Source organism: Pseudomonas sp. PDM25, assembly GCF_019219045.1.
In the GTDB taxonomy this organism is placed as follows: domain Bacteria; phylum Pseudomonadota; class Gammaproteobacteria; order Pseudomonadales; family Pseudomonadaceae; genus Aquipseudomonas.
The window spans coordinates 374,794-396,630 of record NZ_JAHUWL010000002.1; the positions used below are offsets into that span (position 1 = coordinate 374,794).

Annotated in this window: 25 protein-coding genes; 13 read left to right on the forward strand and 12 right to left on the reverse strand. The window is 59.8% G+C overall.

Features of this window, described 5'->3' with window-relative positions; all coding sequences use genetic code 11:
• The first annotated feature begins 10 nt into the window (after positions 1–10).
• The 7 genes from KW848_RS04190 to cysG all read left to right on the forward strand — a co-directional run bounded on the left by KW848_RS04190 (position 11) and on the right by cysG (position 7,923).
• Entirely contained in the window at positions 11–283 is a 273-nt protein-coding gene (locus KW848_RS04190) for a hypothetical protein (RefSeq protein WP_132834031.1), read from the forward strand.
• Positions 280–2,682: a DNA translocase FtsK gene (locus tag KW848_RS04195; protein ID WP_111448955.1), complete on the forward strand. Its 2,403-nt coding sequence runs from the start codon at positions 280–282 to the stop codon at positions 2,680–2,682. Before KW848_RS04190 ends, KW848_RS04195 begins: the two co-directional genes overlap by 4 nt.
• Before the next feature lie 65 nt (positions 2,683–2,747).
• Entirely contained in the window at positions 2,748–3,371 is a 624-nt protein-coding gene (gene lolA, locus KW848_RS04200) for an outer membrane lipoprotein chaperone LolA (protein WP_008154853.1), read from the forward strand.
• Between the two features lie 164 nt (positions 3,372–3,535).
• Positions 3,536–4,858: a replication-associated recombination protein A gene (locus KW848_RS04205; RefSeq protein WP_111448954.1), complete on the forward strand. Its 1,323-nt coding sequence runs from the start codon at positions 3,536–3,538 to the stop codon at positions 4,856–4,858.
• A complete protein-coding gene (gene crcB, locus KW848_RS04210) occupies positions 4,858–5,232 on the forward strand; it encodes a fluoride efflux transporter CrcB (RefSeq protein WP_192410549.1) in 375 nt (124 codons plus the stop codon). Before KW848_RS04205 ends, crcB begins: the two co-directional genes overlap by 1 nt.
• Before the next feature lie 15 nt (positions 5,233–5,247).
• On the forward strand, positions 5,248–6,528 hold the full coding sequence (gene serS / locus KW848_RS04215) for a serine--tRNA ligase (protein WP_008154844.1): 1,281 nt from the start codon (positions 5,248–5,250) through the stop codon (positions 6,526–6,528).
• Positions 6,529–7,923, forward strand: coding sequence for a siroheme synthase CysG (cysG, locus tag KW848_RS04220; RefSeq protein WP_192410550.1), 1,395 nt, complete (start codon positions 6,529–6,531; stop codon positions 7,921–7,923). It abuts the gene before it with no gap.
• 121 nt (positions 7,924–8,044) lie between these two features.
• On the opposite strand, the gene KW848_RS04225 is transcribed toward cysG, so the two are convergent.
• The 9 genes from KW848_RS04225 to KW848_RS04265 form a co-directional block, all read right to left on the reverse strand.
• Positions 8,045–9,052, reverse strand: coding sequence for a glutathione S-transferase family protein (locus KW848_RS04225; RefSeq protein ID WP_218535910.1), 1,008 nt, complete (start codon positions 9,050–9,052; stop codon positions 8,045–8,047).
• Positions 9,053–9,142: 90 nt separating this feature from the next.
• A complete protein-coding gene (locus KW848_RS04230; protein ID WP_218535912.1) occupies positions 9,143–10,144 on the reverse strand; it encodes a glycosyl transferase family protein in 1,002 nt (333 codons plus the stop codon).
• Positions 10,141–10,476, reverse strand: a complete 336-nt coding sequence (locus tag KW848_RS04235; RefSeq protein WP_111448950.1) for a TusE/DsrC/DsvC family sulfur relay protein — start codon at positions 10,474–10,476, stop codon at positions 10,141–10,143. The genes KW848_RS04230 and KW848_RS04235 overlap by 4 nt, the downstream gene beginning before the upstream one ends.
• Positions 10,473–10,766, reverse strand: coding sequence for a sulfurtransferase complex subunit TusB (gene tusB, locus KW848_RS04240; RefSeq protein ID WP_056743895.1), 294 nt, complete (start codon positions 10,764–10,766; stop codon positions 10,473–10,475). The genes KW848_RS04235 and tusB overlap by 4 nt, the downstream gene beginning before the upstream one ends.
• Positions 10,766–11,128 carry a sulfurtransferase complex subunit TusC gene (tusC, locus tag KW848_RS04245; protein WP_111448948.1) on the reverse strand — a complete coding sequence of 121 codons (363 nt, stop codon included), beginning with the start codon at positions 11,126–11,128 and terminating at the stop codon, positions 10,766–10,768. Before tusC ends, tusB begins: the two co-directional genes overlap by 1 nt.
• Before the next feature lies 1 nt (position 11,129).
• Positions 11,130–11,522 carry a sulfurtransferase complex subunit TusD gene (gene tusD / locus KW848_RS04250; RefSeq protein ID WP_218536263.1) on the reverse strand — a complete coding sequence of 131 codons (393 nt, stop codon included), beginning with the start codon at positions 11,520–11,522 and terminating at the stop codon, positions 11,130–11,132.
• Between the two features lie 195 nt (positions 11,523–11,717).
• On the reverse strand, positions 11,718–12,422 hold the full coding sequence (locus tag KW848_RS04255; RefSeq protein ID WP_192410555.1) for a YoaK family protein: 705 nt from the start codon (positions 12,420–12,422) through the stop codon (positions 11,718–11,720).
• A gap of 35 nt (positions 12,423–12,457) precedes the next feature.
• Entirely contained in the window at positions 12,458–12,787 is a 330-nt protein-coding gene (locus KW848_RS04260; RefSeq protein WP_218535915.1) for a DUF6388 family protein, read from the reverse strand.
• Between the two features lie 20 nt (positions 12,788–12,807).
• Positions 12,808–13,056 (reverse strand): hypothetical protein, encoded by a 249-nt coding sequence (locus KW848_RS04265; protein WP_008154823.1) that lies wholly within the window; start codon positions 13,054–13,056, stop codon positions 12,808–12,810.
• Positions 13,057–13,217: 161 nt separating this feature from the next.
• Here KW848_RS04265 and KW848_RS04270 point away from each other — a divergent pair, with 161 nt between their 5' ends.
• The gene (locus tag KW848_RS04270; protein ID WP_008154821.1) at positions 13,218–13,568 is read left to right on the forward strand and encodes a hypothetical protein; all 351 of its coding nucleotides are present in this window, start codon (positions 13,218–13,220) and stop codon (positions 13,566–13,568) included.
• Positions 13,569–13,725: 157 nt separating this feature from the next.
• Here the strand turns inward: KW848_RS04270 and KW848_RS04275 are convergent, their stop codons facing one another.
• Complete coding sequence (locus tag KW848_RS04275) at positions 13,726–14,157, reverse strand: GNAT family N-acetyltransferase (RefSeq protein ID WP_218535918.1); 432 nt, start codon at positions 14,155–14,157, stop codon at positions 13,726–13,728.
• 150 nt (positions 14,158–14,307) lie between these two features.
• Between KW848_RS04275 and KW848_RS04280 the strand changes: the two genes are divergently transcribed.
• The gene (locus KW848_RS04280) at positions 14,308–14,745 is read left to right on the forward strand and encodes a hemerythrin domain-containing protein (protein WP_111448944.1); all 438 of its coding nucleotides are present in this window, start codon (positions 14,308–14,310) and stop codon (positions 14,743–14,745) included.
• 62 nt (positions 14,746–14,807) lie between these two features.
• On the forward strand, positions 14,808–15,398 hold the full coding sequence (locus KW848_RS04285) for an NUDIX domain-containing protein (protein WP_111448943.1): 591 nt from the start codon (positions 14,808–14,810) through the stop codon (positions 15,396–15,398).
• Positions 15,399–15,431: 33 nt separating this feature from the next.
• Here KW848_RS04285 and KW848_RS04290 read toward each other — a convergent pair whose 3' ends face one another.
• Positions 15,432–15,947, reverse strand: a complete 516-nt coding sequence (locus tag KW848_RS04290) for a methylated-DNA--[protein]-cysteine S-methyltransferase (protein WP_218535921.1) — start codon at positions 15,945–15,947, stop codon at positions 15,432–15,434.
• A gap of 150 nt (positions 15,948–16,097) precedes the next feature.
• Here KW848_RS04290 and ggt point away from each other — a divergent pair, with 150 nt between their 5' ends.
• The 3 genes from ggt to KW848_RS04305 all read left to right on the forward strand — a co-directional run bounded on the left by ggt (position 16,098) and on the right by KW848_RS04305 (position 21,552).
• The gene (ggt, locus tag KW848_RS04295; protein WP_218535922.1) at positions 16,098–17,825 is read left to right on the forward strand and encodes a gamma-glutamyltransferase; all 1,728 of its coding nucleotides are present in this window, start codon (positions 16,098–16,100) and stop codon (positions 17,823–17,825) included.
• A gap of 114 nt (positions 17,826–17,939) precedes the next feature.
• Complete coding sequence (locus KW848_RS04300; RefSeq protein WP_218535924.1) at positions 17,940–18,473, forward strand: cysteine hydrolase family protein; 534 nt, start codon at positions 17,940–17,942, stop codon at positions 18,471–18,473.
• Between the two features lie 181 nt (positions 18,474–18,654).
• A complete protein-coding gene (locus tag KW848_RS04305; RefSeq protein ID WP_218535927.1) occupies positions 18,655–21,552 on the forward strand; it encodes an EAL domain-containing protein in 2,898 nt (965 codons plus the stop codon).
• Here the strand turns inward: KW848_RS04305 and KW848_RS04310 are convergent.
• Complete coding sequence (locus KW848_RS04310) at positions 21,549–21,785, reverse strand: hypothetical protein (protein WP_008154805.1); 237 nt, start codon at positions 21,783–21,785, stop codon at positions 21,549–21,551. The genes KW848_RS04305 and KW848_RS04310 overlap by 4 nt on opposite strands.
• Positions 21,786–21,837: the final 52 nt, after the last annotated feature.

Here is a 21,837-nt window from a genome sequence, read left to right on the forward strand (position 1 = left end):
AAGAGAATGCATGCTCAAATTGAAACGCGCGTCATGTGCTGTTGGCTATGCTACACCTTGGGTTTCAAGCATGGCATCGAACGAACAAACCCGTACAATGCCTGCCTGTAACAGCGTTTGTAATAAAATAAGCGTTGCGCGCCGTGTTTATAAAAACCGGGGTGTAGTGTTAAAAGTAGTCCCAGTTGCGCCTGTTAACTTTTTTGCCTGCCTGGATTGGGCAGTTTTTTATAGTCATTCAACAGATGGACGCGCCATAGGCGCAGGAAAAGAAGCGTTTTGAAGAAATCCACCGCAGCACCAAAAACAGTCGTTCCGCTCTGGCGCCAGCAATTGCACTACCGGCTCAAGGAAGGTGCATTGATCGCCATCGGGGGCTTGTGCCTGTTCCTGATGATGGCCTTGTTGACCTACGGCAAGGACGATCCGGGCTGGAGCCATAACAGCAAGATCGACGATGTGCAGAACTTCGGCGGGCCGGTCGGCTCCTACAGCGCCGATATCCTGTTCATGGTGTTGGGTTACTTCGCCTATATCTTCCCGTTGTTGCTGGCGATCAAGGCCTATCAAATCTTCCGTCAACGCCACGAGCAGTGGGAGTGGAGCGGCTGGCTGTTCTCCTGGCGCCTGATCGGCCTGGTGTTTCTGGTGCTGTCGGGCGCGGCCCTGGCCCATATCCATTTCCACGCCGCGACCGGTCTGCCGGCTGGCGCTGGCGGCGCTTTGGGCGAAAGCCTCGGTGATCTGGCCAGGAATGCCCTGAACATCCAGGGCAGTACGCTGGTGTTCATCGCGCTGTTCCTGTTTGGCCTGACGGTGTTCACCGACCTCTCGTGGTTCAAAGTGATGGACCTCACCGGCAAAATCACCCTCGACCTGTTCGAATTGTTCCAGGGCGCAGCCAATCGCTGGTGGGCGGCCCGTGTCGAGCGTAAACAACTGGTTGCGCAGTTGCGTGAAGTCGATGATCGCGTGCATAACGTGGTCGCGCCGACCGTCACGGACAAGCGTGAGCAAGCCAAGGTCAAGGAACGCCTGATCGAACGTGAGCAGGCCCTGAGCAAACACATGTCGGACCGCGAGAAGCAGGTGCCGCCGGTGATTGCCCCTGCGCCACCCAAGCCAGCGGCGCCCAGCAAACGGGTGGAAAAAGAGAAACAGGCGCCGTTGTTCGTCGACAGCGCCGTCGAAGGCACCTTGCCGCCGATCTCGATTCTCGACCCGGCAGAAAAGAAACAACTCAATTACTCGCCTGAATCCCTGGCGGCGGTCGGCCATTTGCTGGAAATCAAGCTCAAGGAATTCGGCGTCGAAGTGTCGGTGGATTCGATTCACCCGGGCCCGGTGATTACCCGTTACGAAATCCAGCCAGCGGCCGGCGTCAAGGTCAGTCGCATCTCCAACCTGGCGAAAGACCTGGCACGTTCCCTGGCCGTGACCAGCGTGCGCGTGGTGGAAGTGATTCCGGGCAAGACCACCGTCGGTATCGAGATTCCTAACGAAGACCGCCAGATCGTGCGCTTCTCCGAAGTGCTGTCGACCCCCGAGTACGACAACTTCAAGTCGCCGGTTACTTTGGCTCTGGGCCACGACATCGGCGGCAAGCCGGTCATCACCGACCTGGCGAAAATGCCTCACTTGCTGGTAGCCGGTACGACCGGTTCCGGTAAATCGGTGGGCGTGAACGCGATGATCCTGTCGATCCTGTTCAAGTCCGGCCCGGAAGACGCCAAGCTGATCATGATCGACCCGAAAATGCTTGAGCTGTCGATCTACGAAGGCATTCCGCACCTGTTGTGCCCGGTCGTGACCGACATGAAGGACGCCGCCAACGCCCTGCGCTGGAGCGTGGCCGAGATGGAACGTCGCTACAAGCTGATGGCGAAGATGGGCGTGCGTAACCTGTCGGGCTTCAACGCCAAGGTCAAGGAAGCCCAGGACGCCGGTACGCCATTGACCGATCCGTTGTACAAGCGCGAAAGCATTCACGACGAAGCGCCGCTGTTGACCAAGCTGCCGACCATCGTTGTGGTGGTGGACGAATTCGCCGACATGATGATGATCGTCGGCAAGAAGGTTGAAGAACTGATCGCCCGTATCGCCCAGAAGGCCCGTGCCGCCGGTATCCACTTGATCCTCGCGACCCAGCGTCCGTCGGTTGACGTGATCACCGGTCTGATCAAGGCCAACATTCCGACCCGTATGGCGTTCCAGGTTTCGAGCAAGATCGATTCGCGCACCATCATCGACCAGGGCGGCGCCGAACAACTGTTGGGCCACGGTGACATGCTCTACATGCCGCCGGGCACCAGCCTGCCGATCCGTGTTCACGGTGCTTTTGTCTCCGATGACGAGGTTCACCGGGTGGTTGAGGCCTGGAAACTGCGCGGCGCACCGGAATACAACGACGAGATTCTCGCCGGTGTCGAAGAGCCCGGTAGTGGCTTTGAAGGCGGCAGCAGTGGCGACGACGACAGTGAATCCGACGCGCTCTACGACGAAGCGGTGCAGTTCGTACTGGAAAGCCGTCGAGCGTCCATCTCTGCGGTTCAACGCAAGCTGAAAATTGGCTACAACCGCGCCGCGCGCATGATCGAAGCCATGGAGATGGCCGGGGTCGTGACGTCCATGAACACCAACGGTTCGCGTGAAGTCCTGGCTCCGGGCCCGGTACGCGACTGAATTGATTGAAACGCGGTGGCGTAATGACGCGCCATCGCACCCCCACGAATGTTATGAGGACTCCCATGCGTCTTATCCGCATGCTGTTGCTGCCGGTTTTGGCTTTGACCACGCTCTCGGCCCACGCCGATGACAAGGACGTGGCGCGTCTGACCCAATTGCTGGAAAAATCCCAGACCCTGACCGCGCGGTTCTCCCAGTTGACCCTCGACGGCAGCGGCACCCAATTGCAGGAAACCGCGGGTGAAATGTCCTTGCAGCGTCCTGGCTTGTTTTACTGGCACACCAATGCGCCGGCCGAACAAACGATGGTCTCCGACGGCAAGAAGGTAACGTTGTGGGATCCGGACCTTGAGCAGGCCACCATCAAGAACCTCGATCAGCGCCTGACCCAGACCCCGGCGTTGCTGCTGTCCGGTGACGTGTCCAAGATCAGCCAGAGCTTCGACATCAGCGCCAAGGAAGCCGGTGGCGTGATCGACTTCACCTTGAAGCCGAAAACCAAGGACACCCTGTTCGACAGCCTGCGCCTCTCGTTCCGCAATGGCCTGGTCAATGACATGCAGATGATCGACAGCGTCGGTCAGCGCACCAACATCCTGTTCACCGGCGTGAAAGCCAACGAGCCGATTCCGGCGTCCAAGTTCAAGTTCGACATCCCCAAGGGTGCCGATGTGATCCAGGAATAACCCGCCCTACTGTGGGAGCGGGCTTGCTCGCGAAGAGGGCGTGTCAGTCACCATCAATGTTGTCTGGCACACCGCATTCGCGAGCAAGCCCGCTCCCACAGGAACCGATGTGTTCAATACTCAATTGATCGGCATCAGGAACCAGTGAGGTTTCATAAGTAGTGATGGACCTGTTTCGCAGTGCCCCGATAGCTCAGCCCTTGGCCGCCCGTTTGCGTGCGGCCAATCTGGACGAGTACGTCGGTCAGGAACACCTGCTCGCTCGCGGCAAGCCTTTGCGCGAAGCGCTGGAGCAGGGTGCCTTGCACTCGATGATTTTCTGGGGCCCTCCGGGTGTGGGCAAGACCACCCTGGCGCGGCTGCTGGCGGAAGTCTCGGATGCGCACTTCGAAACGGTTTCGGCGGTACTGGCCGGCGTGAAGGAAATCCGTCAGGCGGTGGAAATCGCCAAGCAGCAGGCCGGGCAGTACGGCCGGCGGACTATCTTGTTCGTCGATGAAGTGCATCGCTTCAACAAGTCTCAGCAGGACGCGTTCCTGCCGTACGTTGAAGACGGCACGCTGATTTTCATTGGCGCAACCACTGAAAATCCCTCCTTCGAACTCAACAACGCGCTGCTCTCCCGAGCCCGCGTCTACGTGCTCAAAAGCCTCGACGAAGCGGCCCTGCGCAAACTGGTGCATCGCGCGCTGACTGAAGAGCGTGGCCTGGGCAAGCGGCAATTGACTCTCAGCGATGAAGGCTTCCAGATGCTGCTGTCGGCCGCCGATGGCGATGGCCGGCGTCTGCTCAACCTGCTGGAAAACGCCTCGGACCTGGCTGAAGACAACAGCGAGATCGGCGTCGACCTGCTGCAAAGCCTGCTCGGTGATACCCGTCGACGTTTCGACAAGGGCGGCGAAGCGTTTTACGACCAGATTTCCGCGCTGCATAAATCCGTGCGCGGCTCCAATCCCGACGGTGCACTGTACTGGTTCGCCCGAATGATCGACGGCGGTTGCGATCCGCTGTACCTGGCCCGGCGCGTGGTGCGCATGGCCAGCGAAGACATCGGCAACGCCGATCCCCGCGCCCTGAGCCTGTGTCTGGCGGCGTGGGAAGTGCAGGAGCGCCTCGGCAGTCCCGAAGGCGAGTTGGCGGTCGCCCAGGCCATCACCTATCTGGCTTGCGCGCCGAAAAGCAACGCGGTGTACATGGGTTTCAAAGCTGCCATGCGCAGCGCCACCGAACACGGTTCGCTGGAAGTGCCGCTGCACCTGCGCAACGCGCCGACCAAGCTGATGAAGCAACTGGGTTATGGCGACGAATACCGTTACGCCCACGATGAGCCGGACGCTTACGCCGCTGGCGAAGACTATTTCCCGGAAGAACTCGAGCCACAACCGTTCTATCAGCCGGTGCCGCGTGGCCTGGAGCTGAAGATCGGCGAGAAGCTCAATCACCTCGCGCAACTTGACCGTCTAAGCCCCCGGCAGCGGAGAAAATAGTGATTCCATTGATCGTTGCCGTTTCTGTGGGCGGTATCGCCGGAACGCTTTTGCGCTTTGCCACGGGTAACTGGATCAACGCTAATTGGCCGCGGCACTTCTATACCGCGACGCTGGCCGTTAATATCGTCGGCTGTTTGCTGATCGGCGTTCTATACGGTCTGTTTTTAATACGCCCGGAGGTGCCGTTTGAGGTGCGCGCCGGGTTGATGGTCGGCTTCCTCGGGGGGCTGACGACTTTTTCATCTTTTTCACTGGATACGGTGCGTCTGCTGGAAACCGGGCAAATACCGCTGGCTTTTGTCTATGCTGCCATCAGCGTATTCGGCGGACTGCTCGCTACCTGGGCTGGCCTGTCCTTGACCAAACTTTGATAACGAGAGACCGACATGCTCGATTCCAAACTGTTACGTAGCAACCTTCAGGACGTAGCGGACCGCCTGGCATCCCGTGGCTACACGCTGGATGTCGCGCGCATCGAAGCGCTGGAAGAACAGCGCAAGACCGTCCAGACCCGCACCGAAGCACTGCAGGCTGACCGTAATGCGCGCTCCAAATCCATCGGCCAGGCCAAGCAGCGCGGCGAAGACATCGCGCCGCTGATGGCCGACGTCGAGCGCATGGCGAACGAATTGAGCGCCGGTAAAGTCGAGCTGGACGCGATCCAGACCGATCTGGATTCGATCCTGCTCGGCATCCCGAACCTGCCGCACGAATCCGTGCCGATCGGTGATGACGAAGACGGCAACGTCGAAGTGCGCCGCTGGGGCACCCCGACCGCGTTCGATTTCCCGGTTCAGGACCACGTCGCCCTGGGCGAGAAATTCGGCTGGCTGGACTTCGAAACCGCCGCCAAGCTGTCCGGCGCCCGTTTCGCTCTGTTGCGCGGCCCGATTGCTCGCATGCACCGCGCCCTGGCGCAGTTCATGATCAACCTGCACACCAGCGAACACGGTTACGAAGAGGCCTACACGCCTTATCTGGTTCAAGCGCCGGCGTTGCAAGGCACGGGTCAGCTGCCGAAGTTCGAAGAAGACCTGTTCAAGATTGCTCGCGAAGGCGAAGCCGATCTGTACCTGATTCCGACCGCCGAAGTGTCGCTGACCAACATCGTCGCTGGCGAAATCGTCGATTCGAAACTGCTGCCGATCAAGTTCGTCGCCCACACGCCATGCTTTCGCAGTGAAGCCGGTGCGTCGGGTCGCGATACGCGCGGGATGATCCGCCAGCACCAGTTCGACAAAGTTGAAATGGTCCAGATCGTTGAGCCGTCGACCTCGATGGAAGCGCTGGAAGGCCTGACGGCCAACGCCGAAAAAGTCCTGCAATTGCTCGAACTGCCTTATCGCACTATTGCGCTGTGCACCGGCGACATGGGCTTCAGCGCGGTCAAGACTTACGACCTGGAAGTGTGGATCCCGAGCCAGGACAAATACCGCGAGATTTCGTCGTGCTCCAACTGCGGTGATTTCCAGGCCCGCCGTATGCAAGCGCGTTTCCGCAACCCGGAAACCGGCAAGCCTGAACTGGTTCACACCCTGAACGGTTCCGGCCTGGCGGTCGGTCGTACGCTGGTGGCGGTGCTGGAAAACTACCAGCAGGCCGACGGTTCGATCCGTGTGCCGGACGTGCTGAAACCGTACATGGGTGGCCTTGAGGTCATCGGCTAAATGGACTATCTGCCGCTGTTCCATAACCTTCGCGGCAGTCGTGTCTTGGTCGTCGGCGGGGGGGAGATTGCCTTGCGCAAATCCCGCCTGCTGGCCGAAGCCGGTGCGCTGCTGCGGGTGGTCGCACCTGAAATCGAACCGCAATTGCGCGAACTGGTTGCCGGCAGCGGTGGCGAGTGTCTGGTGCGAGGCTACGTTGAGTCGGACCTGGACGGTTGCGGGCTGATCATCGCCGCCACCGACGACGAACCGCTGAACGCGCAAGTCTCCGCCGATGCCCATCGGCGTTGCGTGCCGGTCAATGTGGTGGACGCGCCAGCCTTGTGCAGCGTGATCTTCCCGGCGATCGTCGACCGTTCTCCTTTGATCGTAGCGGTCTCCAGCGGCGGCGACGCGCCGGTGCTGGCGCGGTTGATCCGCGCCAAACTGGAAACCTGGATTCCTTCCACCTACGGTCAATTGGCCGGCCTGGCCGCGCGTTTTCGCAGCCAGGTCAAACACCTGTTCCCGGATGTGCAGCAGCGTCGGGCGTTCTGGGAAGATGTGTTCCAGGGCCCGATTGCCGACCGACAACTGGCCGGGCAGGGCGCCGAAGCCGAGCGCTTGATGCTGGCGAAAATTGCCGGTGAAGCACCGAATGCAACGGGCGAAGTCTATTTGGTGGGCGCCGGCCCGGGTGATCCCGACCTGCTGACCTTCCGTGCCTTGCGTCTGATGCAGCAAGCCGATGTGGTGCTGTATGACCGCCTGGTGGCGCCGGCGATTCTGGATTTGTGCCGTCGCGATGCCGAGCGGGTTTACGTCGGCAAGCGTCGCGCCGATCACGCCGTGCCTCAGGATCAGATCAACCAGCAATTGGTGGATTTGGCCAAGCAAGGCAAGCGAGTCGTGCGATTGAAGGGCGGTGATCCGTTCATCTTCGGTCGCGGCGGTGAAGAGATCGAAGAACTGGCGGCCCATGGCATTCCGTTCCAGGTGGTGCCGGGTATCACCGCGGCCAGCGGTTGCGCGGCGTATGCCGGGATTCCGCTGACTCACCGTGATTACGCGCAGTCTGTGCGTTTTGTCACCGGGCACCTGAAGGACGGCTCCACCGATTTGCCCTGGGCCGACCTGGTCGCGCCGGCGCAAACCCTGGTGTTTTACATGGGGTTGGTGGGTTTGCCGATCATCTGCGAGCAGTTGATCAAGCATGGTCGCGCGGCGGATACGCCAGCGGCGTTGATCCAGCAGGGCACCACGGTCAATCAGCGGGTGTTTACCGGCACCTTGGCCGATTTGCCAAGTCTGGTGGCGGAGCATGAAGTGCATGCGCCGACGCTGGTGATCGTTGGGGAAGTGGTGCAATTACGCGAGAAACTGGCGTGGTTCGAGGGCGCTCAGGCGCAAGTCTAAAAACCGCGTCGCCCCCTTCGCGAGCAAGCCCGCTCCCACAGAGGATTTGTGAACGACACAAATCAAATGTGGGAGCGGGCTTGCTCGCGAAGGGGCCCTCAAAACCACCGCATACTTCAGATCAGACCTCGGCTCTGCGCCAAACCCCTTTCCCGCTCAACCGCTCGCGATCATGCGGCGCTGTGAAATCTTGCGCCGGCCCTTTAGGCACGATCCCCGTCGGATTGATGGTCTTGTGGCTGCCGTAGTAGTGATTCTTGATGTGCTCGAAATCCACCGTCTCGGCAATCCCCGGCCACTGATAAATCTCCCGCAGCCAGTTCGACAGATTCGGATAATCGGCAATCCGCCGCAGGTTGCACTTGAAGTGCCCGTGATACACCGCGTCAAAGCGAATCAACGTGGTGAACAGCCGAATATCAGCTTCAGTCAGGTATTCGCCGGTCAGGTAGCGATTGGCGCCCAACAGCTGTTCCAGGCGATCCAGTTCGTTAAACACATCATCGAACGCCTCTTCATAAGCCTTCTGCGCCGTAGCAAACCCTGCGCGATACACGCCATTGTTCACCGCCGGATAAATCCGTTCGTTCAGCGCGTCGATCTCGCCCCGCAACGGCGCCGGGTAGAAATCCAGGTCATTACCCGTCAAATCATCGAAGGCGCCATTGAACATGCGGATGATCTCCGCCGATTCATTGTTGACGATGCGATTCTGCTGTTTGTCCCAAAGCACCGGCACGGTGACGCGGCCGGTGTAGTCGGCGGTATCGGCGGTGTAGCGCTGATGCATGAAATTGAAATGATCGAGCTTGTCCCCGGTCGATCCGAGGTTCTGGTCGAAGGTCCAGCCGTTTTCCAGCATCAACCAACTGACCACCGAGACGTCGATGAGGCTTTCGAGGCCTTTGAGTTTGCGCAGGATCAGCGTGCGGTGAGCCCATGGACAGGCGAGGGACACGTAGAGGTGATAACGACCGGCCTCGGCCGCAAAGCCACCAACACCGGTCGGGCCAGGTTTGCCGTCGGCGGTCAGCCAGTTGCGACGCTGCGCTTGTTCACGCTGGAACGTACCGTCCTTGCCGCTTTCGTACCACTGGTCATGCCAGCGACCTTCAACTAACAAACCCATGTTCAAGACTCCTCAACCAATAAGCGTTGGAGAAGAGTCTATTCGCATAGGTTCGATAAAAAAGCGCAAAGGTTGGGCGCTTATGATCGGTTAAATCGATTTGTCCCGCGCATCCCAATACTGCTGGGCGGTTTCGAAGGCGTGTTCGCGGGTTTGACCCAGGCCGCGCAAGGCCAGGGCCATGGTCGAGATCAGCGCCATTTGCGGATAGCTGTCGACCACGTCGCCACGCCACACGGCTTTGAGATGCTCGGGATCGAGGGTGGCCGGTTTGACGTGGCGTTGTGCCGACAACTGCGGCCATTCCTCGTCCCAGCTTTCGCCGCCAGTGGTGCCGTACAAGTGACTGTCGGCGTCCGGGTTGATCTCGATTTCGCCGCCGTCGCCTTTCACCACGATCGCGGTATCGCCGAGTAAACCGCTGGCATCGCGATGCACCGCCTGGTAACCGGGGTGGAAAATGCTTTGCAGGCCACAGCGGGCACTCAACGGGTTGAGAATCCGCGTCAGGGAATGGATCGGCGAGCGCAGGCCCAAGGTGTTGCGCAGGTCGATCATTCGTTGCAGCTGCGGTGCCCAATCCACCAGCGGCATGAAGGCCAGACCGCCGTTATCCAGTGCGTGGCCGACCTGCTGCCAGTCGCGGCACAACGGAATCTTCAACTCATCCAGCAGTTGCTCGCTGTACAGCCGACCGGCCGTGTGTGCGCCGCCGCCATGCATGAAAATCCGCACACCGTTCTGCGCCAGACACTTGGCGGCCAACAGGTACCAAGGCAGATGGCGTTTCTTGCCGGCATACGTCGGCCAGTCCAGATCGACGGCCAGTGCCGGCGGATTCAACCGTTCACGCAACGCTTCGGTAAAGCCCGCCATTTCCTCAGCGCTTTCTTCCTTGTGCCGCAACAGCATCAGGAACGCGCCGAGCTGGGTGTCCTCGACCTTGTGGTCGAGCACCATGCCCATGGCTTCGCGGGCTTCTTCGCGGGTCAAGTCGCGGGCGCCGCGTTTGCCCTTGCCGAGAATGCGCACGAACTGGGCGAACGGATGTTCGGCGGGTGTTTCGAGGGTCAGCGCTGGGTAGTCGGTCATAAGCAATTCGTCGGTTTGGGCAGGCCCGCCAGTTTCGCGGCGAGTTTGGCAGGGGTGCCTTTGAACAGTCGGTTCAGGTGCAGGCTGTTGCCCTTGTCCGGGCCCAGCTTCATTGCTGTGTACTTGATCAGCGGACGGGTGGCCGGCGACAGCTGGAATTCGGCGTAGAAGCTGCGCAGCAGTTCGAGGATTTCCCAGTGTTCGGGGCTCAACTCGATGTCTTCGGCGGCGGCCAGGGCGCTGGCCACTTCGCAGGACCAGTCGCTCAGTTCGACCAGGAAGCCGTCCTTGTCCAACTCGATGGCGCGTGCGCCGACCGTCAGGGATTTCATAGCCAACTGTTGACCTTGTCGTAGTGAATCGACAGCTCGACGAAGGCCGGGTAATCGATAGCCTTGGCCGTGTCAGGAATCTCCAGCGCGCGAGCCTGGGCGTCTTCGGCCAGTACGAACAGTTTCAGGTGGCGGGCGTTCAGCGCATTGAACGGCGCGGTGCCGGGTTGCAACGCATAAACCGCGTCGCCAGTCAGCAGCAGCGCATCGTCAGCGCCCATCAAGCGCAGACAACTGGTCAGGCGATCGTCGCCGAACGGGGAATGAGACAACACATGCAAAGTCGACATCAGAGGGTGATCACCTGGTCGTAACGGTCAATAAGTGCGGTGATTTCGTGAGCGGCCAGCACCTGCGCTTCTTCCAGCGACAAGCCGGCCGGGTTCAGACCCCGTTCCGCAACGCTGTCGCCACAGACAAACAGCTCGTCGACACCGAACATCGGCAAGGCTTGCAGGTTGGCGCTCAGGTCCTTCTGCTGGAGGGCCTTGGCGTCCTGTTTCGCGGCGAGCTGGAACACCCCGTCATCGAGAAACAGCAGGCCGATCGGCAGATCAAAGGCACCACCGGCCAGCACGATATCCAGCGCTTCCCGCGCACTCGGCCCGGACCAGGGCGCCTGACGGCTGATAATCAGCAAGGATTTAGCCATTTCACGCGCCTCCGAAACAGATCAGTCGGTCGGCGTCCTGCACCGCGTCATGCAGCTGGCCCAGGCCAGACAATTCCCACGGCGCGCCCACCGCCACCGCTTGACGCTGATAGCGCCCGGCTTCTTCTTCGTTCAACACGCCACGACGCAGGGCGGCTGCGATACACACGACACCGTCCAGTTGATGCTCGGTGACGAAGTTGCGCCATTGCTTGGGCAAATCCTGTTCATCCTGCGGCGTGATTACGCTGCCGGAGGCGTTGTAGACGCCGTCCTGATAGAAAAACAGCCGGACAATCTCATGCCCACCGGCCAGCGCAGCCTGAGCAAACAGCAGGGCGCGGCGCGAGGAGGGCGCATGGGCAGCGGAAAACAGCGCGATGGCGAACTTCATGACGGACTCGATCAGCAAAACTGCGGCCATGATAAAGCTTTATCGCCGGGGCGGCTAAATGGGTTTTCCCTTGGGACCGAGTCGCCCCCTTCGCGAGCAAGCCCGCTCCCACATTTGACCGTGCTCTTCAGTTAGAACTCGGTCAAATGTGGGAGCGGGCTTGCTCGCGAAGGTGGCCTGACAGACACCACCAATTCAGCGCGGCATGTAGCCCAACTGCCAGCGCTGAGGGATTTTCAGCGACATCAACCCGACCACGCCGGCCAGCAGGCCGCTGACAAACAAGGCCCTGAGCCCCAAGTGATGTTCCAGCAAGGCGCCGAGTACCGCGCCGGCAAACATCCCGGTCCAGGGAATCAATTGCACGCGCCAACCGTTGCGCCGTTCGCCGAGCATCCAGCGCCCCAGACCACGGCCGAAGCGCGACAGGGCGCCGGTGACGTAGGTCAGGCCGACCGGCAGGCCGTTCACTTCTTCCACGGCGGCATTGAGCATGCCCATGGCGATGATCGTCGCCAGTAGCGCTGGCAATTGTTCGTCGTAGGGCCAGGCAGCAGCGCCGCAGAGCAGCGTGGCGATGCACAGCAGCAAGGGCAGCGCCCGACGGCCGCCGAGGCGGCTGACGACAATCCCCAAGGCGTTGCCGACGACGAAGGTGCCGACGAGGATCATCAGGCGCAAGGTCAGGCCCAGGTCGCCGTCGCTGATAGCGACGGCGAGGCGGGTGGTGTTGCCGCTCATGAACGAGACGAAGTCGCCGCTGGCCATGAAGCCGATGGCGTCGGTCATGCCGGCGAGCACCGAGAGGCTGGCCACCAGCGACATACCGATGCGACCGCGCCATTTGCGGGTATGCAGATGGCCCGGGCTGGCGCGGTCAGTTGAGAGGGATGGCAACATCAGCGAAGGTCGTCCTCAGGCAGCGACCGAAAGGGTCACTTACTCAATCCATATAACTCGCAATACTCCAGCCAGTCCATACCGGCCATCTCGGCCACTTCCTTGTGCACTTCCAGGCGCTGTGTCTGATAGTCCTCGGACGTCGCTGCGGTCAGTTGCAGCGTCAGCTCCCAGGCAAACAATCCCAGGCGCTCGGCCTCGGCTTCGAAGGCTTCATGCAAGCGTTCGTCGCGGTACTGCGCAGCGGTCTCGCCCTTGGCCTGAGCCAACAGCGGGTTGAGGTTGTCGAGTTCGACGCGCAGTTCAGGGCGCTCATCGAGAAACTTCTTCAGCGCTTGCTCGTGTTGTTGTTCGGTTGCCGCCATGGTCGCTCCTTGAGGCTGGATTACGAAGACTGCTTCTTGCTGGCCTTGGCCGCTGCTGCCAGGCACTCGAGGGCAAACTGCTCGGGGTACGTCATTTGAATTGGCGTGGTTTCACCTTTGACGGTTCTTTCGCCGTCGAGGATGTAACGAATCCGCTTGTCGGTAACGCCAATTCGCTTGGCAATCCAGGACGGCGTCTGACCGATCTGGCTGATCAGTTTGTCGGCATATTCAGCGGTCGGTTTGTAGTATTCGGCGTTGGGTGTCATGACCTTTCCAGAAAATGAGCCCGGAAAAACGGGCGATGCAGTGTTAATGGCGCGACAGGGTGCGCGAATCGTCACTCGGTGTCGCGGTATAAATGAAGTAAAGCAGAACGATACGCCGTGCCGCGGTGATACAGTCCGCTTTTTCTTGATGAGCGAACGCAATGCGAATTCTGATGGTGGCGCTGGCCGTAACGTTGCTGGCGGGATGCGCGGGCTCGGCGATGAACGACGCCCGCACTGGAACCCCGTACAAAACCCTGACGTCGGACAAACCGGAAAAAGTCGTCGCCCAGTGTGTGCAGTTTTCCTGGCAGGATGAGGCGGTGTTCGGTGTCGATGCTGGCGCGTATTTGCAGCCTGGCGAGAAGGGCGGCACTACCGTTTACACGCGCTCGGCGGAGTCCTTTGTGGACGTGAAGACTGACGCTTCCGCTACCGTGCTGAATTATTACGCGCAGCATGACGACTTTGTGGCCAAGCGCCGACTGGCGGCGTTGGCGACCTGCCTCTGATTCTTTGGATTGACGCATCCCCCAGTGGGAGCGGGCTTGCTCGCGAAGAGGCCGGTACATTCAACATCTCTGTTGACTGACACACCGCCTTCGCGAGCAAGCCCGCTCCCACAGTTGTTCTGTGTTGATTATGAAAATGGGGTTTGCTCCCGCCGGGTCAGGTGTTGTTCATCAGGCGCTTCTGGAAAAAGAAGCGCTTGTGACCTGGCGGGTAGTCGGCGATCTGGCCTAGCTCGCTGTAGCCGAGCTTCCTGTAGAACTCCGGCGCCTGGAAGTCGAAGGTGTCGAGCCAGATTCCGATGCATTCCTTTTCCCGTGCCAGGTCTTCGGCCATCTGCATCAGCTGCGTGCCCATGCCCTTTCCCCGTGCCTGTTCAGGCACCGACAGCAACTCGATGAATAACCATCGGTAAAAGAACCTGCCATAGAGCCCGCCGAGGATTTCGTCGTTGTCATCGCGCACCAGCAAGGCAATCGGCTGCGAGTTCGCCTCTCCCGCCTGCGAGGCGTTATAGGCGCGCAACGGCGTGAGGATCGCTTCGCGGTCTTCATTCGTGGGGTTTTGCGACAACTCGATTCGCAGGGGCATGGCTATATCCTTATGGCATGGCGGTGAAATGGCAGCCTATCTCGATCGCGAGCCTGGTTCCATCCCCCGAGAACAAGTGGAACCGTCGTTATCGCGCAGATGTCTAGCCTAAACAGCGTCATTCCTGAACGCGGCCTATGAGGACAATCCGTGAATATTTTCGAAGCCTTGCGCGAAAGCCATGACCGCCAACGCACCTACGCCGATGCACTGATTCAGACCAGCGGCGACACTCCCGAGCGGGTCGAGGCTTACAAGCAGCTCAAGTCCGAACTTCAGGCCCACGCAACCGCTGAAGAGCGGCATTTCTACATCCCGCTGATGGAGTTCGATAACGGCGTCGACCTCAGCCGTCATGCCATTTCAGAACATCACGAGATGGACGAAATGATGGAAGAACTGGACGAGACCGAGATGTCCAGCCCGGCCTGGCTGGTCGCCGCGAAGAAGCTCGCCGAGAAGGTCAATCACCACCTGGAAGAGGAAGAGCAGAAGTTCTTCCAGATGGCCGGCAAGTTACTCGACGACAAACAGAAAGAGACGCTGGCGGGTCAGTATGAGAAGGAATACAAGGCTCAGCTGTCTTAGCGCCAGGCTTTCGTTTTCGCCTAAGATGTGCGCCTTCTGACGAAAAAAAGGGATGCATTGCCATGTCGAACACAGCCGAGCGGGTCAACCTCATCGAGTCTCAGGTGTTGTCCCACGACTGGTACCTGCTCAAGAAAATCACCTTCGATTACCTGCGCAACAACGGCGAATGGCAACGCCAGACCCGCGAGGTCTACGACCGTGGCAACGGCGCGGCGATCCTGCTGTTCAACCGCGAAAAGAAAACCGTGGTGTTGACCCGGCAATTCCGATTGCCGGTGTTCGTCAATGGCCACGATGGGTTGCTGATCGAAGTGGCGGCGGGGCTGCTCGAAGGTGCGGCGCCTGAAGAACGCATCCGCGAAGAAGCCGAGGAAGAAACCGGTTATCGCGTGCACCATGTGCACAAGGTGTTTGAGGCCTACATGAGCCCCGGCTCGGTGACCGAAAAGCTGCACTTCTTCATCGCTGAGTACGATGCCGCTTCCAAGGTCAGCGAGGGCGGCGGACTGGAGGAGGAGACGGAGGAGCTGGAAGTGCTGGAATGGAAATTCGACGACGCGCTTGAGGCGTTTTATCGCGGGGAAATCTGCGATGCGAAGACCATCATGTTGCTGCAGTATGCGGCGATGAAAAACATCTTCACCGCTTAAGCTGTGTCCCCTGTGGCGAGGGGGCTCGTCACGTCAGAACAAATCGCCTGTCCTGCCGGCCCCTGACCATTCGCATCCTTCCAGCGTCAGCAGCTGCTCCTTCGCCTCAAGCCCACCGGCGAATCCGGTGAGTTTCCCCGAAGCGCCAATCACCCGATGACACGGCGCAACAATCGAAATCGGGTTCTTGCCATTCGCGGCGCCCACTGCCCGAACCGCACTGGGGTTGCCGATCTGCCGGGCTATTTCGCTATAGCTGCGGGTCTCGCCAAACGGAATGGTCAGCAGCGCTGCCCAGACCTTCTTCTGAAATTCCGTCCCGGCAAAATCCAGATCCAGGTCGAAACGATTGCGCCTGCCCGCAAAGTATTCCCGCAGCTGCTGAGCGGTGCGCATCAGGATCGGATTATCCGGCGCCTCACTCATCGGCCCAAGCCGCACCCGGCCGGGCTTGTCGTTTTCCCAGAGGATGGCTGCCAGTCGTGAGCCATTCGCGACCAGCTTCAACTCGCCCACCGGAGATGCGAGAGTGATGAAGGTGTAACTCATGCCGGTGGACTCCGTAAAGGTGCTGAGCAGAGGCCAAGCATACTGCCTCGACGGGGAGGCGCAATACGCAATCCCAGCCATACTTGCCTCTGCTCTTGAAGCCTTCCCTCTGTTTTTGTACAGAGCCTAAAAACAAAAAGAGACCGACTCATGAAGTTCGAACCTTTTGCCAAATCGCTGATTGCGACCTCATTGGCGCTCAGCTGCCTCAGTGCTTACGCGGCCTCCGTGGCGCCGGTCGCGGCCGAAAACGGCATGGTTGTTACCGCCCAGCATCTGGCCAGTCACGTGGGCGTCGATGTGCTCAAGAATGGCGGCAACGCCGTCGACGCCGCGGTAGCGGTCGGTTATGCGCTGGCGGTGGTTTATCCCGCGGCGGGCAACCTGGGTGGCGGCGGTTTCATGACCATTCAGTTGGCGGACGGGCGCAAGACCTTCCTCGACTTCCGCGAAAAAGCCCCGCTGGCCGCTACTGCAAACATGTACCTCGACAAGGAGGGCAACGTCGTCCCTGACCTGAGCACCCGTGGGCATCTGGCCGTTGGCGTGCCGGGCAACGTGTCGGGCATGGAACTGGCGCTGAAGAAGTACGGCACCAAACCGCGCAAGGAAGTGATCGCCCCGGCCATCAAGCTCGCCGAAGACGGTTTTGTGCTGGAGCAGGGCGATGTCGAATTGCTGGAATACGCCACTGACGTGTTCAAGAAGGATATCAAGGATTCCGGTGCGATCTTCCTGAGCAACGGCGAGCCGATGCAAGTCGGTCAGAAACTGGTGCAAAAAGACCTCGGCAAGACCCTGCGGGAAATCTCCGAGAACGGCGCCGACGGCTTCTATAAAGGCTGGGTGGCCGATGCCATCGTTACCTCCAGTCAGGCCAACAAAGGCATCATCACTCAGGCCGACCTCGACAAATACAAGACCCGCGAACTGGCCCCGATTGAATGCGATTACCGCGGCTACCATGTGGTCTCGGCACCGCCGCCCAGCTCTGGCGGCGTGGTGATTTGCGAGATCATGAACATTCTCGAAGGCTATCCGATGAAAGACCTGGGCTATCACTCGGCCCAGGGCATGCACTACCAGATCGAAGCGATGCGTCACGCCTACGTAGACCGCAACAGTTACCTGGGCGACCCGGATTTCGTGAAGAACCCGATCGCCCATCTGCTGGATAAAAACTACGCCACCAAAATCCGCACCGCCATCGATCCGCAAAAAGCCGGTGTGTCCCGTGAGCTCAAACCCGGCGTAGCGCCACACGAAGGCAGCAACACCACCCATTACTCCATCGTCGATAAATGGGGCAACGCGGTCTCGGTGACCTACACCTTGAACGACTGGTTCGGCGCCGGCGTCATGGCCAGCAAAACCGGGGTCATCCTCAACGACGAAATGGATGACTTCACCTCGAAAATCGGCGTGCCGAACATGTACGGTCTGGTGCAAGGGGAAGCCAACGCCATCGCTCCCGGCAAGGCACCGCTGTCGTCCATGAGCCCGACCATCGTCACCAAGGACGGCAAAGTGGTGATGGTCGTCGGCACTCCCGGCGGCAGTCGCATCATCACCGCGACCTTACTGACTATGCTCAACGTGATCGACTACGGGATGAACATCCAGGAAGCGGTCGATGCACCGCGTTTCCACCAGCAGTGGTTGCCGGAAGAGACCAACCTTGAGACCTTCACTACCAGCCCTGATACGGTGAAGATGCTCGAAAGTTGGGGGCACAAGTTTGCCGGGCCACAGGACGCCAACCATGTGGCGGCGATTCTGGTCGGCGCGCCTTCGCTGGAAGGCAAACCGGTGGGCAAAAACCGCTTCTATGGTGCGAACGATCCACGTCGAAACACCGGGTTGTCGCTCGGTTATTGAGGCAGATCCGAGGCCACCCAATTTCTTGAGGGTGGCCCCCGATCCCTAGACGTTAAAAGGGGAACGGATTCGATATCCGTTGCCGATTCACCGACCTATCAAGGAAGGAAGCTCATGGCTACCGCACTGCTGATCATCGATGTCCAGCGTGCCTTGTGCACTGGCGAATACGAATGTTTTGAGATCAAGCGCGTTATCGAGAACATCAACGGCCTCAGTGCCAGGGCTCGCGAAGCAGGCATCCCGGTCATCCTCATCCAGCACGAAGAACAGGGCGACCAGCTGCAATACGGTTCCGAAGGCTGGCAACTGGCCGAAAGCCTGAAGACGTCGGCGCAAGACCTTCGCGTGCGAAAAACCAATCGAGACTCGTTCTACCGGACCCACTTGCAAGCCCAATTGCAGGATTTGGGCGTCGACCGCCTGATCATCTGCGGGCTGCAAACCGACTATTGCGTCAACGCCACTGTCCGCCAGGCCCTGAAGCTGGGCTATGACGTCGTGCTCGCCGCCGACGCGCATTCCACTGTCGACAACGGCAACCTCGCTGCCGAAGACATCATCACCGAGCACAACGCAGACCTGGCGCACTTGACGGGACCCGTGGCGCGGATCGACGTTATCCCGACCAGTGAAATCCGCGTCTGAAACTGCACGGCGATCAGCGACCAGGACAACAAGTAGCGAGTCACTCGTTGTCCGTCCCTTGTTGGCACTTAGCGAATAAAACTATTGAAAAAAACCTCTATACGCTTTAAACGGGAGGATCACTGGCACATTGTTTGCGTTCAGTAGGTGAGTATCGCCAGTTCTGGCTCTGGGAGCGCTGATGAGTTTTTGTCCATTGACACACTCCCCGCGGCAATCGAACGATTGCGACGTTGTCGCATCTCAACCAGACGGGAAGTGGGATACGGTCGCAATGGCCTGCGCTGGTAACGAGAACACCCTCGAACATTTACTGGATTCAGCGCGTAATTGGGCCCATACCACCGCGTGGGTGGTTTACCGCGCCGGCGAACAAATGCATTTGGTCGGGCAGGGCGACCCGAGGGTGCAGTGGCCGTCAATCGTTGCGAATGAAGAATTTGAAGCCTTTTGCCTGACCCGGCACCTGCAGCGCTGGCCGACCGGCAGAGGCGAAACGGTGCTGGGTTGGCTACTCGCGCCAGCCAACGATGCCGCGGAGCCGGCGCTCGCCGAGTTTGCCCAGCGCCTGGGCATTGAGGTACAGACCAATACTCTGGCCCGTGCGCAGATTACTCAGCGTGTGCTGTATGAAATTACCTACCTGGCCAGTTCGACCCGCGACCGGTCAGTGTTTCTGGTGGGGGTTCACCAGCTGCTGGCTAGCCTGATCGACGCCGAGAACTTCTATCTCGCGCTGTATGACCCGCACAGTGGCAAGATTGACTACCCGTATTACGTCGACATCATCGACGTTGATGCCGTGGAGTCCCAGCACTACGAATACCTTGACCCTTCGCACTTGTCGTTGACCGGCCAGGTATTGACCAGTGGCCAGCCGTTGCTGATCGACGCCGCCGGCATTCTCGCGGCTCAGGCCGAGAATCGTTTCTACTGCGTGGGTGATCGTCCCGAGTTCTGGATGGGCGCACCGTTGAAAAATGCCTCGGATGACGTGTTTGGCATGCTTGCGATGCAGGTCTACGACGTTTCTCGTACTTACAGCGCTGAAGACCGCGCGTTGTTTCTGGTGGTGGCCCGCCACGTGGCCATGGCGCTGGACCGGATTCTGCACCGCGAGGATCTGGAAGAGACGGTGATGCGTCGCACCCTGGAGCTTTCAGCCGTCAACGATGCATTGAGGCAGGAAGTGGCAGAACGACAGCGCGCCGAACATCTGCAGAGCGCGCTGTTCCAGATCGCTGAACTGTCGAGCCAGCCTGGCGACATGGCTGAGTTGTTTCAAACGTTGCATGGCATCGTCGGTGATCTGCTGTTCGCGCGGAACTTCTACATTGCACTGTTCGACGACGCGACCAGTGAAGTGACCTTTCCGTATTACGTCGATGAACGGCAGACAACCTGCCCGGAGGCGCGGCGTGGGCGCCGGGGCTTGACCGAGTACGTTATCCGTCAGCGCCGACCTTGCCTGATTGATGCAGGCGAAGCTGACCGATTGGCTGCGCACGGTGAAATCGCAATGGCCCATGAGTCTGTCAAAGCCTATTCCTGGCTGGGCATTCCATTGTTCGATGGCGATGTGGTGCGTGGCGTGCTGGCGGTGCAAAGTTATACCTCGCAGGTGCGCTATACCCTGCGGGACCAGGAACTGCTGACGTTCGTGTCGCGGCACATCGACACCGCGTTGTCGCGACGCACCGCCGCCGAAGCGATCCATGCTGCCAACCTCATGCTGGAAGCCCGGGTGCAGAACCGCACTCGCGAGCTCGATCACGCCAATGCCAAGTTGCAACACGAAAACTCCCACGATGCGCTGACCGGGCTACCGAATCGTACCTACCTGCAACAGCGCCTCAATCTGGCCTGGTCGCGGTTCGGCAGCGAAGGCGGGCACCTGGCGGTGATGTTCATCGACCTCGACCGTTTCAAAATGGTGAACGACAGCCTCGGCCATCATTTTGGCGACCTGCTGCTGATGCAGGCCGCCCACCGTTTACGCGGGTGTCTGCGCGACACCGACATGCTGGCGCGCCTGGGCGGCGATGAGTTTTCAGTGCTCGTCCCCGAGGCGCCGCTGGACGTGGTGATCGAAATCGCCGAACGGATCCTGGTGGCGTTCGACCTGCCGTTTTCCATCAATGGTCATGAAGTGTTTTCGTCCTGCAGTATCGGTATTGTCAGCGCCGACAGTCAGTTCCATCACGAACCAGCCGACTTGCTGCGCGACGCCGATGCGGCGATGTACCGGGTCAAGAGTGCCGGGCGTGACAGCTACGCGGTGTTCAATCAGGAAGTGCGCCGTGAGGTCTCGGACCAGGTTGAGCGGGAAGGGGCATTGCGCAACGCGCTCAAACGTACCGACGAACTGCTGCCGTATTTCCAGCCGATTGTCAGCGTCGAAAGCGGCGAACTGTTGGCCCTTGAAGCGCTGATCCGCTGGCATCAACCGGGCGGCCGGGTGATCGCGCCGGGCGAGTTTTTGCCGGATGTCGAAGGTTTGCGTCTGATCGGTCGACTGGACCTGTACATGCTCAACAGCATTGCAGTGATCCTTGCACAGCCCCAACACGCCAATTGGCCTGCGGTGCACGTCAATTGCTCCAGTTACAGCATGGCGCGTCCGGACTTCGCCGACGATGTGCTCGCACTGTTGGCCCGACACCGGGTCGCGCCATCACGGATCTGCCTGGAGTTGACCGAAGGTGCGCTGGTGGCTGAGCCAGCCATTGCCCGACTGACCATGCAGCAATTGGCCGATAACGGCATGTCGGTGGTGCTCGATGACTTCGGTGCAGGATTTTCATCCCTGAGCTATGTGCATCAATACCGCTTCAGCGGCTTGAAGATCGACAAGTCGTTCATCCTCGAACTGACCACCAGTCCACGCAGTCGCGCCATTGTCCGGGCGATTGTGCGGATGGCCGAATCGCTGGACCTCAGTGTGGTGGCCGAAGGGGTCGAGGATGAAGCGACACTGGTCTTGCTGCGCGAGATGGGTGCAGGGCAGGCCCAGGGTTATTATTTTGCCAAGCCGATGGGTTTGGAGGCGTTGTTGGAAACTTCGCTGGTCGGGCGCTAAAGCCACGTATTAACCACTCGCCGATCCAGCTCCTCCCAATCCGCCATGCCCAACACCCGTGTGGTGTTCAATCCTCGCAGATACCCCCGCAACTGATTGGCAGTGGCCCGCGCAAGCTCCGGGTCGGGTGCGTTTTCGCACAACAGTACGGTTTCGTACTGGATCAGGTACTCGGCCACCCGCTCACGGAAGTCGGGCAAAACGGCGTCGCGGATCAGGTCAAAAGTTCTCAAGGAGAGATCCTCATTAATTATTTCCAGTCGTGATTGAGTGTGAATCCGTCTA